The organism is Phreatobacter sp. GW821-FHT04C01 (assembly GCF_059420385.1).
The window spans coordinates 428,923-446,106 of record NZ_JBWKTP010000001.1; the positions used below are offsets into that span (position 1 = coordinate 428,923).

Here is a 17,184-nt window from a genome sequence, read left to right on the forward strand (position 1 = left end):
CGGACCGGAACCATGATCGCACGTGTTCTCGCGTTTTCGGTCCATCAGCGCTGGCTGGTCGTCCTCCTCACCATGGCCGCGGCGGCTTTCGGGGTCTGGTCGCTGACCAAGCTGCCGATCGACGCCGTTCCCGACATCACCAACAACCAGGTGCAGATCAACAGCCTGGCGCCGGCCCTGTCGCCCGTCGACGTCGAGAAACAGGTGACCTTCCCGGTCGAAACCGCGCTCGCCGGCATTCCCGGGCTCGAATATACCCGCTCGCTGTCGCGCAACGGCTTCTCGCAGGTGACCGCGGTCTTCTCCGAGAAGACGGACATCTATTTCGCCCGCCAGCAGGTCGGCGAACGCCTGGCCGAGGCGCAGCGGACCATGCCCCTGGGCGTCACGCCGCGCATGGGGCCGATCTCGTCGGGGCTCGGCGAGATCTATATGTGGGCGGTTCATTTCAAGCCGGCCGAAGGGCGCGCGCCGGCACGCGCCGGCGAGCCGGGCTTGCAGCCCGACGGCAGCTATCTCACCCCCGAGGGCCAGCGGCTGCGGACCGAGCTGGAACGGTCGGCCTATTTGCGCACCGTGCAGGACTGGATCATCCGGCCGCAGCTCAGGACCGTGCCGGGGGTGGCCGGGGTCGACGTGATCGGCGGCTTCGAAAAGCAATTCCTGGTGCAGCCGGATCCGGCCAAGCTGACCGCGCTCAACGTCTCGTTCGGCGATCTCGCGGAAGCGCTGGAGCGCAACAATGTCAGCCGCGGCGCGGGTTATCTCGAGCGCAACGGCGAGGCCTATGCGGTGCGTGCCGCCGGCCGGCTCGAATCGATCGCCGATATCGGCAATGTCGTCGTCGCGACCCGCGACGGGGTTCCGATCCGGGTCAGCGACGTCGCCGAGATCGGCATCGGCCGGGAAATGCGCACCGGCAGCGGCAGCGAGAACGGCGCCGAGGTGGTCATCGGCACGGCCATGATGCTGATCGGCGGCAACAGCCGCACGGTGTCGGCGGCGGTCGACGCCAAGCTGAAGGAGATCAACCGCTCGCTGCCGTCAGGCATCGAGGCCAAGACCGTGCTGAACCGCACGGTGCTGGTTGATGCGACGGTCAAGACGGTCGCCAAGAACCTCGCCGAAGGCGCCTTCCTGGTCATTCTCGTGCTGTTCCTGATGCTCGGCAATTTCCGGGCGGCGCTGATCACCGCGCTGATCATCCCGATCGCCATGCTGCTGACCATGACCGGCATGGTGCAGGGCCGGATCAGTGCCAATCTGATGAGCCTGGGAGCGCTCGATTTCGGGCTGATCGTCGACGGCGCGGTGATCATCACCGAAAACACGCTGCGGCGGCTGGCCGAACGACAGCACCAGCTCGGCGGCAAGCTCAGCCTCGGCGAGCGGCTGAGCACCGTCATCGAATCGGCCGAGGAGATGATCAAGCCATCGGTCTACGGCCAAGCGATCATCATCCTGGTCTATGTGCCGCTGCTGACCTTCACCGGCATCGAAGGCAAGATGTTCGAGCCGATGGCCCTGACCGTCATCATCGCGCTCGCCGCCGCCTTCATCCTGTCGATCACCTTCGTTCCCGCGATGATCGCCATCGCGATTACCGGCAAGGTCCAGGAGAAGGAAAACCTGTTCGTCCGCGGCCTGAAGGCGGTCTATGCGCCATTGCTGCAACGGGCCGTGCGCAGGCCCTGGGTCTTCATCGTGGGGTCGCTGGTGCTGCTCATCGGCGCCGGCCTGCTGTTCAACCGGCTCGGCCAGGAATTCATCCCGACGCTGGACGAAAAGAACATCGCGATGCACGCCCTGCGCATTCCCAGCGTCTCGCTGTCCCAGTCGCAGGCCATGCAGCTGGATGTCGAAAAGGCGGTCAGCGCCTTTGCCGAGGTCGCCTATGTCTTCTCCAAGACCGGCACGGCCGAGGTCGCGGCCGATCCGATGCCGCCGAACGCCTCCGACACCTTCATCATGCTCAAGCCGCAGTCGGAATGGCCGGATCCGACCCTGGCCAAGGAGGTGCTGATCGACCGGATCAAGGCGGCGGTGGAAAAGCTCGTCGGCAATAATTACGAGTTCACCCAGCCGATCCAGATGCGCTTCAACGAACTGCTCGCCGGTGTCCGCGGCGATCTCGCCGTCAAGGTCTTCGGCGACGAGTTCGAGCCGATGCTGCGTGCCGCCAACCAGGTCGCCGCCGTCCTGCGCGGCACGCCCGGCGCCCAGGACGTCAAGGTCGAGCAGGTCGGCGGCCTGCCGTTCCTGGAGATCCGGATCGACAAGGCTGCGATCGCCCGCATGGGCCTCAGCGTCTTCGCGGTCCAGGAGGTGATCGGCGCGGCCATCGGCGGCCGCGAAGCCGGCATCATCTTCGAAGGCGATCGCCGCTTTCCGATCGTCGTGCGCCTGCCCGACGTCCTGCGCGAAGACCTGGAAAAGCTCAAGCACCTGCCGATCCCGCTGGCCGCGGCCGGGTCGGGGCGGCCGGCGACGATCCTGCTGGAGCAGGTCGCGAGCCTCTCCTTCGCCGAGGGCCCGAACCAGATCTCGCGCGAAAACGGCAAGCGGCGCGTGGTGGTGACGGCCAATGTGCGCGGCCGCGACATCGCCTCGGTGGTCGAGGAGGCGCAGGCCAAGGTTCAGCGCATCCCCTTGCCCGCAGGCTATTACATCACCTGGGGCGGCCAGTTCGAGAACCTCGCGGCGGCGCGCCAGCGGCTGGCGGTGGTGGTGCCGGCCTGCTTCTTCCTGATCTTCCTGCTGCTCTATTCGGCCCTCGGCTCGCCGCGCGACGCGCTCCTGGTGTTCAGCGCGGTGCCGCTCGCTTTGACCGGCGGCATCGTGGCACTGTGGCTGCGCGACATGCCATTTTCGGTGGCCGCCGCGGTCGGCTTCATCGCGCTGTCGGGGGTCGCCGTGCTGAACGGCCTGGTCATGCTGACCTATATCAAGCAGCTCCTGGCCGAGGGCCTGACCAAGCACGAGGCGATCATGCAGGGGGCGCTCACCCGGCTCAGGCCGGTCGCCATGACCGCGCTGGTCGCCTCGCTCGGCTTCGTGCCCATGGCGCTCGCCACCGGCACGGGGGCGGAGGTGCAGAAACCGCTGGCCACCGTGGTCATCGGCGGCCTGATCAGCGCGACCTTGCTGACGCTGCTGGTATTGCCGGCGCTCTACGCCCGGTTCAGCGGCGTCTCTTCGCCACGAGCGGGCGAAGCCGCGCGGCCGGGCGGTGCGTCCCCGGAGCCGCGCATGGCGGAGGAGACTTGAGGCGGCCGGCCGCCTGGCATAGGCTTGGTGCACCATGAAGATTCTTGCTCTCGCCATCGTGTCGACCCGCTTCCGAGCCTGACCGGCATTGCCCGCTCGGCGGGCCGGAAGCCGGACGGATCGAGCCGCCCGAAGGTCCCTTGCCAGCCCCGCTCCGGGTGAGCGGAGCGTTTCGGCTGGCCGATGTTGCGAGAGGAATTCATGCCCGATACCGGCAATAGGACGCGTGCGCTCGGCGCCGCGCAGGTCGAGCAATTCATCCATCAGGGTTTCGTCAAGGTCGAGGAGGCTTTCCCGCGTGCGGTCGCGGACGCCGCCCGTGCGATCCTCTGGCGCGATACCGGCTGCGATCCCGACAATCCCGCGACATGGAGCAAGCCGGTCATCCGGCTCGGGATGTATGGGCAGGAGCCCTTCATCGAGGCCGCGAACACGCCGATCCTTCACGGCGCGTTCGATCAACTGGTCGGGCCTGGCCGCTGGCGCCCATGCCGGGCCCTGGGAACATGTCCCGTCCGGTTTCCGTCGGCCGACGACCCCGGTGATGCGGGTTGGCACATCGATGTCAGTTTCGGATTGGAGAACCCGGATTTCCTGTCGTGGCGCGCCAATATCGTCTCCAAGGGGCGGGCGCTGCTCATGCTGTTCCTGTTCTCCGATGTCGGGGAGAACGATGCGCCGACCCGCATTCGCGCCGGCTCCCATCGCGACATCGCTCGGCTGCTGGCGCCGGCGGGCGAGGCCGGGTTGTCGCTGCGGGAGCTGGCGGCCAATGGCTTCGCCGAATCGGCGGAGCGGCCGGACGTCCTGGCGACGGGCGCGGCGGGCTCGGTCTATCTGTGCCACCCCTTCCTGGTCCATGCCGCCCAGCCGCATCGGGGTTCGCGGCCGCGTTTCCTGGCGCAGCCTCCGCTCCTGCCGGCCGGACCATTGGTGCTGGAGCGGGTCGACGGCGACCATTCACCCGTCGAGCAGGCAATCCGGGACGCCTTGTCGGTTCCGTCCTGAGGCGCGATAGGGGCCGGCCTGTCCGGCCGGCCGCGGCCGGAACCAAGCAGGCGGCGGGGCGGCTCTTGGCCGGCCGCCTGCCGTCTCGCGGATTCCACGAGAATGCCGCTTGGGGACGCGGTGAGTTTGCCGGGCATGGCGTCGTCGTTTGGACAGTAGCTCCAGGCCCCACCTGAGAAACACCCCCGGATTTGTACTGAGTTCCGATCGAACAGGTGACAGATCGTGCGTGACCTCCTAGCATCGCGCCAGTAACGCTTCCCCGAGGATGTCTTCATGCCGTCTTCTTCCGGTCCGATGTCGTTGCACGACCTGGGTAATTCTTCGACCCCCGGCGCCCGGCGAATGGCCGTTACGTTCAGCCTGATCGTCGCGACGAGCCTGCTTGCCGGCTGCGCCAGCACCCCGGAGGTGGCGGCGCCCGTCGCCCAGGCCGGCCTGCCGCCGGCCTATGCGACCGAGAGCCTGATCGGCCGCTGGGGCGTCGCCTCGTTCCGGCGCGACCAGGACCGGGCGCGGACCGAGGCGCAGGCGCGCGGCCAGTGCCGCCAGCCCTATGTGATCACCAAGGGACCGACCGACGGCATCATGATGCATGTCGCCGACGACTCGACGCTCTACGAGCTGAAACTGAAGGGCGGGCCGGGCGGCAAGACCTATCTGGGTTTCGACGCACCGCCCGGCGAACCGCATGACCGGGAGATCGTCTCGTTCAACGAGCCGGTGCTGATCATGCGTTTCGTCAACCCGGAAGTCGCCGAGCGCTACGGCACGATGGTCTATGTGCGCTGCGGGCGCTGACGACGCGACGACATTGAATGCGACGAGGAATGAGGCAGCGGATATGACAGCATCCCAGTTTCATGCGCGGCGATTTTTCCAGGCCCTGACCGCCGTTGCGGGTCTTGTCGGCCTGGGCCTCGCGGCCGTCGGCGCCGGCCCGGCGCTGGCGCAGGGCGCGCCGGCCTCCGCCATGCGCGAAACCATGACGATCGGCGACGAGCCGGGACGGGTCCCCACGCCGGAAGCCGAGCAGCTGGAGGGGCCGTTTGCCCGCCAGATGGTCTATTTCCGCACCAATGAAGCGCCCGGCACGATCATCATCCATACCTCCGAACGCTTCCTCTACCTGGTCCAGGGCAATAACCGGGCGCTGCGCTACGGCATCGGCGTAGGCCGCGAGGGTTTCCAGTGGTCGGGCCTGCAGCGGATCAGCCGCAAGAGCGAATGGCCGGACTGGCGGCCGCCACCGGAAATGATCGCCCGGCAGCCCTACCTGCCGCGTTTCATGGCCGGCGGCCCCGGCAATCCCATGGGCGCGCGCGGGCTCTATCTCGGCGCCACCATCTATCGCATCCATGGCACGAACCAGCCCCAGACGATCGGCCAGTCGGTGTCGTCTGGCTGTTTCCGGCTGGTCAATAACGACGTCGCCGATCTCTATGACCGCGTGCCGGTCGGAACCAAGGTGATCGTCCGCCACGCCGCCGCCTTGTGAGGGCGCGGCCCAAGACCCGCGGCCCAAGACCCGCACACAAGACAACAGATGCCGGAGATGACGCCCATGTTCACGGCCATCCGTGCCGCTACTGGCAAGTTCCTGGCGCTGGCCGGCGCGGCGATGATCACGCTCATCGCCCCCGATGCCGGCGCGCAGACCCTCAAAGCGGTGCGCGACCGCGGCACGCTCGCCTGCGGGGTCAGCCAGGGGCTGTTCGGCTTCTCGGAGCGCGACGACAAGGGCCAGTGGTCGGGTTTCGACGTCGATTTCTGCCGGGCGCTCGCCGCCGCCATCTTCAACGATCCGGCCAAGGTGGAATTCGTGCCGCTCTCGGCGGTCGAACGGTTCGAGGCGCTGCGAACCCGGCGCATCGACGTGCTGTCGCGCAACTCGACCTGGACGCTCGAGCGCGAGGCCGGGCCCGGCCTCTTGTTCGCCGGCATCACCTATCACGACGGCCAGGGCTTCATGGTGGCGCGCCGGCCCAACGTCACCTCGGCGCTCGAACTCGACGGAGCCACGGTCTGCGTGCAATCGGGGACGACCACGGAAGCCAATCTGCGCGATTTCTTCGTGGCCAATGCGATGAAGCTGGAGGCGCGGACCTTCGCGACCTCGGCCGAGGCGCTGAAGGCTTTCGAGACCGGCCAGTGCGACGTGCTGACCAGCGACCAGTCGGCGCTTTATGCCGAGCGGCTGAAGCTGCCCCGGCCGGCGGATGCGACGATCCTGCCCGATATCATTTCCAAGGAGCCGCTCGGCCCGGTGGTGCGCCAGGACGACGTCGCCTGGTTCACCATTGTCAAATGGGTGAACTTCGCGCTGGTCAATGCCGAGGAGCTGGGAATCTCGAGCAAGACCGCCGAGGAGGCGCTGACCTCGGCGAAACCCGATATCCGCCGCTTCGTCGGCACCGAGGGCGGTTTCGGCAGCCAGCTCGGGCTGGGCAATGGCTGGGCGATCCAGGCGGTGCGCGCGGTCGGCAATTATGCCGAGGTCTATGAGCGCAATGTCGGCACCCAATCGCGCCTCGGCATCCCGCGCGGCCTGAACCAGTTGTGGAACATGGGCGGCATCCTCTACGCGCCGCCGCTGCGCTGAGCGGCCGCCGGCGGTTCGACCGGGGTGACCGGGATCAGGCTCCCTGGCCGCCGAAATAGTCCGGCCGCGGGATCGTCCACTGATCGCCCCAGACCTGGTTGCCGCCATCGACCACCATGACCTCGCCGGTGACGAAGGCGCCGCTCGGACCGGCGAGATAGGTGACGGCGTCGGCGACGTCGCGGGCCTGGCCGAAGCGCTGCATCAGGTTGGAGCGCGGCAGGTCGCGCTGGGCTTCCTGTGAATAGACGTCCATGCCCTCGGTGGCGATGGCGCCGGGCGCCACGCAATTGACCCGGATATTGAGCGGCGCCCACTCGATCGCCACGGTCTTGGACAGGTAGATCACGCCGGCGCGCGCCGCGCAGGTATGGGCGACGCCGGGCATGCCACGCCAGACCACGGTGACGATATTGATGATCGAGCCGGGCTTGCCGTGATCACGCCAGCCGCGGGCGGCGGCCTGCATCATGTGCCAGGTGCCGCTCAGATTGGTGTCGATGACGGCGTTCCAGCCCTTCACCGAATAGTCGATCGCGGCCTGGGGAAACTGGCCGCCGGCATTGTTGACGAGATGGTCGAGCCGGCCGAAGCGGTCCCAGACCTCGGCATGGAGCCGGCCGACATCCTCGGCGTCGCGGATCGAGGTGGGGCGCACCATGACGTCGGCGCCGATGCCGCTGAGCAGCGCGGCGGTCGCCTCGAGCTTGTCGGCCTTGCGGCCGCAAATGGCGATTTTGGCGCCGAGCCGGGCGCATTGGATCGCGATGGCCTTGCCGATGCCGCTGCCGGCGCCCGAGACCAGCACCACCTGATCCTTCAAGAGGTCGTCGCGATAGGTCAGCGGCGCGGTCAGCAGCTCCTGGTCCGATGCATTGGTGCGCGTCGGCGCTGGCGCGATGTGGCGTGCTTGAATGGTCATGACCGGCGCGCTCCCAGCGCGGAAACCTCGATATCGGCGGGGACGACGACGGCAATATCCATCAGCATCTGGGCGAAGGCCTTGCCCTGCGGATCGATGCGCAGCGAGGCGACGCCACCGCCGCCCAGGCAATCGTGCAGGACGAAGTTGAGGGCGTTCATGCCGGGCAGGTCGAAGCGCTCGACCCGGGTGACGCCGGTGTGGCGGAAATAGTCCCTGATCCGTTCGGACGTCAGCGTCGCCCGGATGAAGGGAAGATAGTCCGGCTTGCGCGCGATCACGCCGATATTGGCGGAATTGCCCTTGTCGCCGCTGCGCCCGACCGCCAGCGCGATCAGCGGCACCGATCGATCGGCACCGGCGAGCAATGGCTCCCGCGGCGGCGCGGCGGGCCGGGCGGCCGCCTCCACGGCGGCCAGAGCTGAATCAGTTGCCGGCAAAGCGACCGGCTTGCCGTCGATTTCAACGGTGGCGGTGACCGTGGAAGCCGGCACCAGGAAGGAATAGCCCGCAAGCACCGGCTGGACGCCGGGCCGTCCGGCGAAGAAGCCGGTCAGGCCCTGGGCCATGGCGGTGGCCGCCGGCGCGATCTCGCGGGCGAGCGTGGCAAGGGCTGCCTCGGCCTCATGGCGCGCGGCGATCTTCAGCACCACCTCGCGGCTGGCCCGTGCCTCGGGGCGGGCCTCATCGCCATAGGTCGCCTCGCTGCCGAGGACCTCGATCGAGGTCTCGCGAAAGTCCTTCAGTCCCGCCTCGCCGATCAGCCGGCGGGCGCGCGCGATGATCGCCTCGCCGGTACGCCTTGCCTTCGGCGCGGCATCCCGACCGGCAATGGTGACCGTGCCGATGGTGCGGAAGCCGTCGGCGAAGGTCGCGCTGACCTTCAACTGGCCGGACGGCGCCCGGCCGCGCGCGCCGCTGACCTCGACCCGGTCCGGACCGGCCCCGGTCATCACCACCTCGCTGAAGTCGCAGGCGACGTCGGGCAGCAAATAGGCCTTGGGGTCGCCGATCTCGTAGAGCATCTGCTCGGCGACATTGAGCGGCGTGATCAAGCCGCCGGTCGCCGGCGGCTTGGTGATGACGAAGCCGCCATCGGCGCGACATTCGGCGATCGGGAAACCCATGTCGTCCCAGCCGGGCACCTCGGCCCAGTCGGTGGCAAGGCCGCCGGTCGCCTGCGCGCCGCATTCGAGCAGGTGGCCGGCGAGGCTGCCGGCGGCCAGCCGGTCATAGGCGGTTCGGCTCCAGCCGAATTCGTGCATCAGCGCGCCAAGGGTGACGGCCGAATCGACGCAGCGCCCGGTGATGACGATATCGGCGCCCGCGGCGAGCGCGGCGGCGATCGGGCCGGCGCCGAGATAGGCGTTGGCGCTGGTGAGCTTGTCCGGCAGCGGCGCGCCGGTGAACATTTCGCGAATGCCGCCGGCCCTGATCTCCTCGATGCGCGGCAGCAGATCGTCACCGGTGACCACGGCGATTTTCGGCGAGAGGCCGAGTGCCGTCGCCCGCCGGGCGAGTTCGGCGGCCGCGGCCCGCGGGTTCATGCCGCCGCCATTCGAGACGACGCGAATGCCGCGCTGCGTGATCGCGGGCAGCAGCGTCGCCACCGTCTCGATGAAGTCGGGCACGAAGCCGAGTTCCGGCTTGCGGGCGCGGATGCGGGCGAGCAAAGCCAGCGTGATTTCGGCGAGATAGTCGAAGACGAGATAGTCGATGGCGCCGCGCTCGACCAATTGCCGGGCGCCGGCCGGCGTGTCGCCCCAGAAGCCGGAGGCGCAACCGATGCGGATGGTCTTGTTCCGATCGGTCATGACGTCACCCAGCGCGGCGCGCGCCGCTCGTTGAAGGCCTTGAAACCCTCCACCGCGTCATCGGTCTTGGCCAGCAGCGGCAGGACGCGCTGGGCATATTCGAGCCCGGCGAGATAAGGCATTTCGGCAATGGTGTTGAGCGCGCGGCGGCCGAAGCGCATCGCGGTCGGGGCGCCGCCGGCGAGCGCGGCGACGAGCTCGTCGATCCTGGCATCGAGTTCGGCCTGCGGCACCGCTTCGTTGACCGCGCCGATCGCCTGGGCCTCGGCCGCCGAGATCGGCTTGCCGGTCATTGCCAGCCGCGACGCGTCGCGACGCGAGAGCACCCGCAGGATCGAGGGCAGGATCATCAGCGGAAACAGGCCGAGCGTGATCTCCGGCGTGCCGAGCCGGGCATGGTCGGCGGCAAGGGCGAAATCGCAGGCGCAGACCAGGCCGAAACCGCCGCCGAGCGCATGGCCGTTGACCCGGGCAATGGTTGCCACCGGGCAGTCCTCGATCGCCCGAAGCAGCAGGGCGACCGGATTGTCGAGGCGATTGGGATCGACACGGAAGGGGTCGCCTTCTGCATCCTGTTTCAGATTGCCGCCGGCGCAGAACACTTTCGAACCGGCGCCGGTGATGACCACGGCGCGGATCCCGTCCTGGCGGCCGGCGGTCTCGACGCCTTCGCGCAAAGCATGGAGCACGGCATCATCAAGGGCATTGCGCTTGTCCTCGCGATCGATCGTGAGCCAAAGCGCCTGCCCCCGCGTTTCGACGCGGACATCGGCCATCGTTTTCTCCCATTGAATGTTATTCATTTTTGCTGGACTCTATCCGAAATCGCCCGAGGTTCAAGGGCGCCACGTGGAGGAAGCCATGCCCCAAGAGACCAATAGAGACCCGACCGATAGAGACCCGACCAATGCCGGGCCCGTCCTGCTCGCCGTCGACGGACCGGTCGCCACCATCAGGCTCAATCGCCCCCGGCAGCTGAACGTGCTCGACATCGCCATGGGCGAAGGCCTGCTTGAGGTTTTCACCAGCGTTTCGGCCATGCCGGCAGTCCGGGCCGTGGTGCTCGCGGGTGCCGGCCGCTCGTTCATGGCGGGCGGCGACCTGACGCTGTTCCACCGGGATCCGGCCGGTGCACCGGCGACCGCTGGCCGGCTGATCGACCTGTTCCACCAGACCATGCTGGTGATCCGGCACATGCCGCAGCCGGTGATCGCCGCGCTGCAAGGGCCGGTCGCCGGCGGTGGCCTGGGGCTGGCGCTCGCCTGCGATCTCGGGGTCGCCGCCGAGGATGCGACCTTCCTTTCCGCCTATACCAAGATCGCCACTAGCCCGGATGGCGGCACGACCTGGTCGCTGACGCGATTGCTCGGCCCGCGCCGCGCCATGGAGGTGATGCTCCTGAACGAGCCGATGGACGCGCGCACCGCGCTGACGCTCGGCCTGGTCAATCGGGTGGTGCCGCCGGGCGAGGTCGAGGCCGAGGCGCTCGTCATCGCGCGCCGGATCGCCGCCGGCGCCCATGGCGCGATATCAGCGGTCAAGCGCCTCGTCGATTCCGCCGTCACGGCGGATTTCGCCGAACAGCTCGCCGCCGAGAAGGTCTCGTTTGTCGAGCGGGCGGGCACGGCGGATTTCCGCGAAGGCATCGCCGCCTTCCTGGAACGGCGTGTGCCGGGGTTCGAGCCATAGGGTGCGGGCGGCTCCGCTCCGAGCCGATGACCCAGCTCGTCATCGGGGCTGCGCCGAGCGTCGTGAAACCGATGATCCGCCGCGGATTCTGAATGCCCGCAGGCACACGCACCTCGTCTTGCCCGGCCTTGGGCCGGGCATCCACGACTTGAGGCTGGGTCAATTCGTCGATGGCCGGGACAAGCCCGGCCAAGACGAGAATTGTCCTTGGAGCGAGGCGTGCCGCATTGACCGGACTTGCTTCCGACATCCAAGACCTGTGTGCACCGAGATCCGCCGGTTACGGCCACCGCGTAGCCTTAGCGCAGCAATTCGCCGGCGATGATCAGCTTGCGGATCTCGGTGGTGCCGGCGCCGATCTCCAGGAGCTTGGAGGCGCGGTAGAGCCGGTTGACCTCGGTCTCGCGCATATAGCCGGCGCCGCCGAAGATCTGCACGGCATCGGCGACCACCTTGCTGCAGCCTTCCGCCGCGAACATGATGGCGGCGGCGGTGATCTTGTGGATCTCGCCGCGGCCGCCGGCGCCCTCTTCCAGGTCGTTCGCCTCGGCGAGCGTGCGGTAGCAGAGCGCCTTCATCGCTTCGATGGTGACATACATCTCGGCGAGCTTGCCCTGGACCAGCTGGAAGTCGCCGATCCGGCGGCCGAACTGCTCGCGCGTCTTGGCATAGTCGATGGCGAGCTCCAGCGCGCGCTCGGCCATGCCGACATTGATCATGGCGACGATGGCGCGCTCCAGGTCGAGCCCGCTCATCACAACCGCGACGCCGCGGTTTTCCGCGCCGACCATGTTGGCGGCCGGAACCCGGCAGTCGTCGAAGGTCAGTTCGGCGGTGGTCGAGCCGCGAAAGCCCATCTTGTCGAGCTTCTGCGCGACCGCGAAGCCGGGCGTGCCCTTCTCGACGATGAAGGCGGAAATGCCTTTGGCGCCCTTGGCCTTGTCGGTCTTGGCATAGACCAGCACAATATCGGCGACCGGGCCGTTGGTGATGTAGAGCTTGCGGCCGTTCAGCACATAGCTGTCGCCGTCGAGCCGCGCCGTGGTCGCCATCGAGCCGAGCGCATCGGAGCCGGCGCCGGGCTCAGTCAGCGCGAGCGCGCCGATCTTCGAGCCGTCGCAGAGGCCGGGCACGACCCGGCGCTTGACCTCGGCGCTGGCATTGCGCGCGATATTGTTCAGGCACAGGTTTTCATGCGCCACATAGGACAGCGCGATCGCCGGGTTGTAGCGGGCCAATCCTTGCGTGATCAGGGCCGAGGTGAAGAAGTCCGAACCGCTGCCGCCGAGTTCCTCCGGCACGGTGACGCCGAGGAACCCCATCTTGGCCAGCTGCGGCATCGCTTCCGGCGGCCACCACTCCTCGTCGTCCATGCGCGGCTGCAGGGCGAGCAGCTCGTCGCGGCCGAATCGCGACGCCAGATCAAGGATTTCCTGCTGGTCGGCGGTCAGGTCGAAAGCCGAGGCCGAGCGATTGCGCCCGGCGGTTCCGGTGGTGTCCATCTTGTCCTCCCCAGGACGTTTCCGCCGCTTTGGGCGTGTTGACAGGCTTCAATGAATAATATTCACTATGGGCAACTTGGCAAGCGCCCAGTCTCCGACAAGAGGCGCTCCGGGGGAGGACATCATGTTCAGGGACTGGCGCGGCCCGGCCGCGGCACAGGCATTCTCATGCCTGTGATCAGCGCGAAACGAATGCAGGATCGCCGCGATTCGATCCTCTTGGCGGCCAAGCAGGCCTTTGCCGAGAAGGGCTTCGAGGGCACCTCCATTGCCGATATCGCCCGCGCCGCCGGCGTCTCGGACGGGCTCGCCTATCGCTATTTCCAGAACAAGCGCGACCTGCTCAACGAAGTGCTGCGCGCCTTCTACGAGCGGACCATGGTCGATCTCGACGCCATCGCCACCCGCGACGCGCCGTTCGAAACCCGGCTGCACGACCTGATCCACCGGCACCTTCAGGCCTTCGTGGCGGACGCGGACCTTTGCCGGCTGTTTATCTCCGAAGTGCGGACCGCCAGCGACTACCAGGGCTCGCCGGTGCAGGAGCTGAACCGGCGCTATACCTCGATCCTGGTGCGCATCGTCGAGGCCGGCATGGCCAATGGCGAGGTGCGCGGCGATATCGATATCCGCCTGGTGCGCGACGTCATCTTCGGCGCGATCGAGCACCGCTCCTGGGCCGCCGTCAACGGCCGGCCGCTGGATGTCGGGGCGACCGCGCGCAACCTGGTCGAATTGCTGCGCTACGGCCTGATCGCGCGGCCGGATGCGGGAGCCGCACGATGAGCGCCTTGCCTTTCGACACCTTGCTGGTCGCCAATCGCGGCGAGATCGCGCTGAGGATCATTGGCTCGGCCAAGCGCATGGGCCTGCGCAGCGTCATCGCCTGCCACGACGCCGATGCCGGCTCGCCGGCGGCGACCGCCGCCGACCAGGTGGTGCGCATCGAAGGCGCGACCGGGGTCGCCGCCTATCTCGACGGCGCCCAGATCATCGAGGCCGCCCGGCGTTCGGGCGCCCAGGCGATCCATCCCGGCTACGGCTTCCTCTCGGAGAATGCCGGCTTCGCCCGCGCGGTGGCAGCCGCCGGCCTCGTCTTCGTCGGACCGACGCCCGAGGCGATCGACCTGATGGGCGACAAGATCCGGGCCCGCGCCTTCGTCGCCGAACGCGGTTTTCCGGTCGCGCCCTCGGCGATCGAGGATGATGATCCCGCGAGCTTCGTCGACCGGGCGCGCGCGCTCGGCGCGCCGCTGCTGGTCAAGCCTTCCGCGGGCGGCGGCGGCAAGGGCATGCGCATCGTACGCGACATGGCGGTGCTCGAGCAGGAGATCGTCCAGGCGCGCAGCGAGGGCAAACGTTATTTCGGCGACGGCCGGCTCTATGTCGAACGTTTCGTCGAGCGGCCGCGTCATATCGAGGTGCAGGTGCTGGGTGATGCCCATGGCCATGTCGTGCATCTCGGCGAACGCGAATGTTCGGTGCAGCGGCGCTTCCAGAAGATCGTCGAGGAAACGCCGTCGCCGGCGCTGAGCCCGGCTTTGCGCGAGCGCATTTGCGAGACGGCGGCCGGCATCGCGCGCGCCGCCGGCTATTGCAATGCCGGCACGGTCGAATTCATCTTCGGCGGCGGCGAGTTCTATTTCCTGGAAATGAACACCCGCCTGCAGGTCGAACACCCCGTCACCGAAATGGTCACCGGGCTCGATCTGGTCGAACAGCAATTGCGGGTCGCTGGCGGCGAGGCCCTGGCTTTCGGCCAGCGCGAGATCACCGCGTCGGGTCATTCCATCGAACTCAGGATCTATGCCGAGTCCGCCGAGCGCGGCTTCACGCCGACCACCGGCCGGATCCTGGCGCTCGAATTGCCCGCGGGCGAGGGCGTCCGGGTCGATTCCGGCTTCGCGCGCGGCCAAAGGGTCACCACATCATTCGATCCGATGCTGGCGAAACTGATCGTCCATGGCGCCGACCGGGCCCAGGCGATCGACCGCGCGCGCCGGGCGCTGGCCGACTTCGTCCTGCTCGGCTGCGAGACCAATATGGCATTCCTCAGCCGGCTCATTACCGATCCGGCTTTCGCCGCCGGCGAGGTGCATACCGGCTGGCTCGACGAAAATCCCGAGCTCGCCGCCGCGCCGCCACTCGATCCGGTCACCGAGCGCAAGCTCCTGGCGATCGCGGCGCTGGCGACCCGCGCGGTGCGCGACGGCGCCGACGCGGTCCCCACCCTTCACGCTTCCATCGGCGCCTGGCGGAACTGACATGCGGCACGCTTTCGACATAGCCGGCACGGAAACCGAGATCTGGCTCGGCCGCGACGGCGCCGGCTACCGGCTGCATCGTGACCAGGACCAGGCCCGCGTGGCGCTGGCCGATCTCGACGGCCAGCGCCGGACGCTGACCGTCGACGGGATCTCCCAGCAGGTCGTCGTGGTGGCCGAGGGCGAGCTGCTGCACGTCCATGTCGACGGCCGCGCGCACGTCATCCGCCATCTCGATCCGGCCCGGCGCTTCGCCGACGACGATGCCAAAGGCGGCGGCGACATGGCCCGCGCGCCCATGCCCGGCACGGTGGTGCGCATTGATGCGGTGGCCGGCCAGCAGGTCGCCGCCGGCGATCCGATCCTGGTGATCGAGAGCATGAAGCTCGAGACCACCATCCGGGCCTGGCAGGACGGCCGCATCGGCGAGATCCATGTCCATGAGGGGCAGAGTTTCGACCGCGATGCGCCGCTGGTCAGCCTGACCGCGGGCGAGGCCTGACATGCGCAAGATCATCTCGCAGCTCGACACCCGCTCGGCCGAATTCCAGGCCAATCTCGCCCATAACCGCGGCCTCGCCGAGGAACTCAAGAACCGCCAGCGCGAGGCCCGGCTGATCCGCCCCGAGCGCGACCTGCAGCGGCTGGCGCGCCAGAACAAGATGTTCGTGCGCGACCGGATCGAGGCATTGCTCGATCCCGGCACGCCATTCCTCGAACTCTCGACGCTCGCCGCCGGCCATGCCTATGGCGGCGACGTGCCGGGCGCCGGCATCGTCTCCGGCATCGGCATCGTCTCGGGCCGCGAGGTCATCATCCATGCCGACGATGCCAGCGTGAAGGGCGGCGCCTGGTATCCGCTCTCGGTCAAGAAGATCGTCCGCACGCTCGACATCGCCATCGAGAACCGCCTGCCGGTGGTGCATCTGTGCGACAGCGCCGGCGGCTTCCTGCCGCTGCAGGCGGAGCTGTTCGGCGATCGCTATCTGGCGGGCCGGATCTTCCGCAACCAGGCGACGCTGTCGAAAATGGGCGTGCCGCAGGTGGCGATCGTGCTCGGCCATTGCACCGCGGGCGGCGCCTATGTGCCGGCGCTCAGCGAATACAACGTCATCGTCAAGGGCACCGGCGCGATCTTCCTTGGCGGTCCGCCTTTGGTGAAGGCGGCGACCGGCGAGGAGGTGACCGTCGAGGAGCTCGGCGGCGCCGACGTGCACACCCGCATTTCCGGCACGGCCGACTATCCGGCGAGCAATGAGCGCCACGCCATCGCCATTGCCCGCGAGATCGTCGGAACCTTCCCGAAGCGTCCGAAGGCGCCGGTCGAATGGGCGACGCCCGAGCCGCCGGCCTATGATCCGGACGAGCTCTACGGCGTCATTCCGCGCGACATCAAGGTGCAGTTCGACATGCGCGAGGTGATCGCGCGGCTCGTCGACGGCAGCCGGTTCCACGAATATCAGCCGGCCTATGGCACGACGCTGATCTGCGGCTTCGCCCATATCTGGGGCTGCCCGGTGGGCATCCTCGCCAATAACGGCGTGCTGTTTAACGACAGCGCGCTGAAGGGCGCGCATTTCATGCAGCTCTGCGACCAGAACCGCACACCGGTGCTGTTCCTGCAGAACATCACCGGCTACATGGTCGGCCGCGAATACGAGCATCGCGGCATCACCAAGGACGGCGCCAAGATGATCATGGCGGTGACCGGCCTCGAGGTGCCGAAGATCACGCTGGTGGTCAACGGCTCGTTCGGCGCCGGCAATTACGGCATGTCGGGACGCGCCTTCGACCCGCGCTTCCTGTTCATGTGGCCGCAGAGCCAGATTTCGGTGATGGGCGCCGAGCAGGCCTCCAACGTGCTGGCCGACATCAAGATCCGGCAGCTCGCCCGCAATGGCGAGCAATTGGACGCGGGCGGCATCGCGGCGATCCGCGATCCGATCCTGGACGAGTACCGGCGCCAGTCGAGTGCCTATTATTCGACCTCGGAAATCTGGGACGACGGCATTCTCGATCCCGTCGACACCCGAAATGCACTGGCCATCGCCTTGTCGGCGGCGCTCAATGCGCCGGGCAAGGATCCTCATTACGGCGTCTTCAGGATGTGAGGCGG

General features: G+C 68.0%; 14 protein-coding genes. 10 read left to right on the forward strand and 4 right to left on the reverse strand.

What is annotated here, in order from left to right; genetic code table 11:
• Positions 1-12 precede the first annotated feature (12 nt).
• From AC07WJ_RS02005 to AC07WJ_RS02025, 5 genes are all read left to right on the forward strand, one after another.
• The gene (locus AC07WJ_RS02005; RefSeq protein ID WP_494932854.1) at positions 13-3,267 is read left to right on the forward strand and encodes an efflux RND transporter permease subunit; all 3,255 of its coding nucleotides are present in this window, start codon (positions 13-15) and stop codon (positions 3,265-3,267) included.
• A gap of 201 nt (positions 3,268-3,468) precedes the next feature.
• The gene (locus AC07WJ_RS02010) at positions 3,469-4,275 is read left to right on the forward strand and encodes a phytanoyl-CoA dioxygenase family protein (protein ID WP_494932855.1); all 807 of its coding nucleotides are present in this window, start codon (positions 3,469-3,471) and stop codon (positions 4,273-4,275) included.
• Between the two features lie 345 nt (positions 4,276-4,620).
• Positions 4,621-5,076, forward strand: a complete 456-nt coding sequence (locus AC07WJ_RS02015) for a hypothetical protein (protein WP_494932856.1) — start codon at positions 4,621-4,623, stop codon at positions 5,074-5,076.
• Between the two features lie 43 nt (positions 5,077-5,119).
• Positions 5,120-5,773, forward strand: a complete 654-nt coding sequence (locus tag AC07WJ_RS02020) for a L,D-transpeptidase (protein ID WP_494932857.1) — start codon at positions 5,120-5,122, stop codon at positions 5,771-5,773.
• 66 nt (positions 5,774-5,839) lie between these two features.
• Positions 5,840-6,877: an amino acid ABC transporter substrate-binding protein gene (locus AC07WJ_RS02025; RefSeq protein WP_494932858.1), complete on the forward strand. Its 1,038-nt coding sequence runs from the start codon at positions 5,840-5,842 to the stop codon at positions 6,875-6,877.
• A gap of 34 nt (positions 6,878-6,911) precedes the next feature.
• Here the strand turns inward: AC07WJ_RS02025 and AC07WJ_RS02030 are convergent, their stop codons facing one another.
• From AC07WJ_RS02030 to AC07WJ_RS02040, 3 genes are read right to left on the reverse strand one after another with little or no spacing between them, the layout of a single operon-like run.
• Positions 6,912-7,799: an SDR family oxidoreductase gene (locus tag AC07WJ_RS02030; RefSeq protein ID WP_494932859.1), complete on the reverse strand. Its 888-nt coding sequence runs from the start codon at positions 7,797-7,799 to the stop codon at positions 6,912-6,914.
• A complete protein-coding gene (locus tag AC07WJ_RS02035; protein ID WP_494932860.1) occupies positions 7,796-9,613 on the reverse strand; it encodes an acyclic terpene utilization AtuA family protein in 1,818 nt (605 codons plus the stop codon). Before AC07WJ_RS02035 ends, AC07WJ_RS02030 begins: the two co-directional genes overlap by 4 nt.
• Positions 9,610-10,389 (reverse strand): enoyl-CoA hydratase-related protein, encoded by a 780-nt coding sequence (locus AC07WJ_RS02040; protein ID WP_494932861.1) that lies wholly within the window; start codon positions 10,387-10,389, stop codon positions 9,610-9,612. The genes AC07WJ_RS02035 and AC07WJ_RS02040 overlap by 4 nt, the downstream gene beginning before the upstream one ends.
• 85 nt (positions 10,390-10,474) lie before the next feature.
• Between AC07WJ_RS02040 and AC07WJ_RS02045 the strand changes: the two genes are divergently transcribed.
• Positions 10,475-11,302: an enoyl-CoA hydratase/isomerase family protein gene (locus tag AC07WJ_RS02045; protein ID WP_494932862.1), complete on the forward strand. Its 828-nt coding sequence runs from the start codon at positions 10,475-10,477 to the stop codon at positions 11,300-11,302.
• 299 nt (positions 11,303-11,601) lie between these two features.
• On the opposite strand, the gene AC07WJ_RS02050 is transcribed toward AC07WJ_RS02045, so the two are convergent.
• A complete protein-coding gene (locus tag AC07WJ_RS02050; RefSeq protein WP_494932863.1) occupies positions 11,602-12,804 on the reverse strand; it encodes an acyl-CoA dehydrogenase family protein in 1,203 nt (400 codons plus the stop codon).
• Positions 12,805-12,996: 192 nt separating this feature from the next.
• On the opposite strand from AC07WJ_RS02050, the gene AC07WJ_RS02055 reads away from it, so the two are divergent.
• From AC07WJ_RS02055 to AC07WJ_RS02070, 4 genes are read left to right on the forward strand one after another with little or no spacing between them, the layout of a single operon-like run.
• On the forward strand, positions 12,997-13,590 hold the full coding sequence (locus tag AC07WJ_RS02055) for a TetR/AcrR family transcriptional regulator (protein ID WP_494932864.1): 594 nt from the start codon (positions 12,997-12,999) through the stop codon (positions 13,588-13,590).
• Positions 13,587-15,068 (forward strand): acetyl-CoA carboxylase biotin carboxylase subunit, encoded by a 1,482-nt coding sequence (locus AC07WJ_RS02060; protein ID WP_494932865.1) that lies wholly within the window; start codon positions 13,587-13,589, stop codon positions 15,066-15,068. The genes AC07WJ_RS02055 and AC07WJ_RS02060 overlap by 4 nt, the downstream gene beginning before the upstream one ends.
• Position 15,069: 1 nt before the next feature.
• On the forward strand, positions 15,070-15,570 hold the full coding sequence (locus AC07WJ_RS02065) for an acyl-CoA carboxylase biotin carboxyl carrier protein subunit (protein WP_494932866.1): 501 nt from the start codon (positions 15,070-15,072) through the stop codon (positions 15,568-15,570).
• Between the two features lies 1 nt (position 15,571).
• Positions 15,572-17,179, forward strand: coding sequence for an acyl-CoA carboxylase subunit beta (locus AC07WJ_RS02070; protein WP_494932867.1), 1,608 nt, complete (start codon positions 15,572-15,574; stop codon positions 17,177-17,179).
• Positions 17,180-17,184 lie beyond the last annotated feature (5 nt).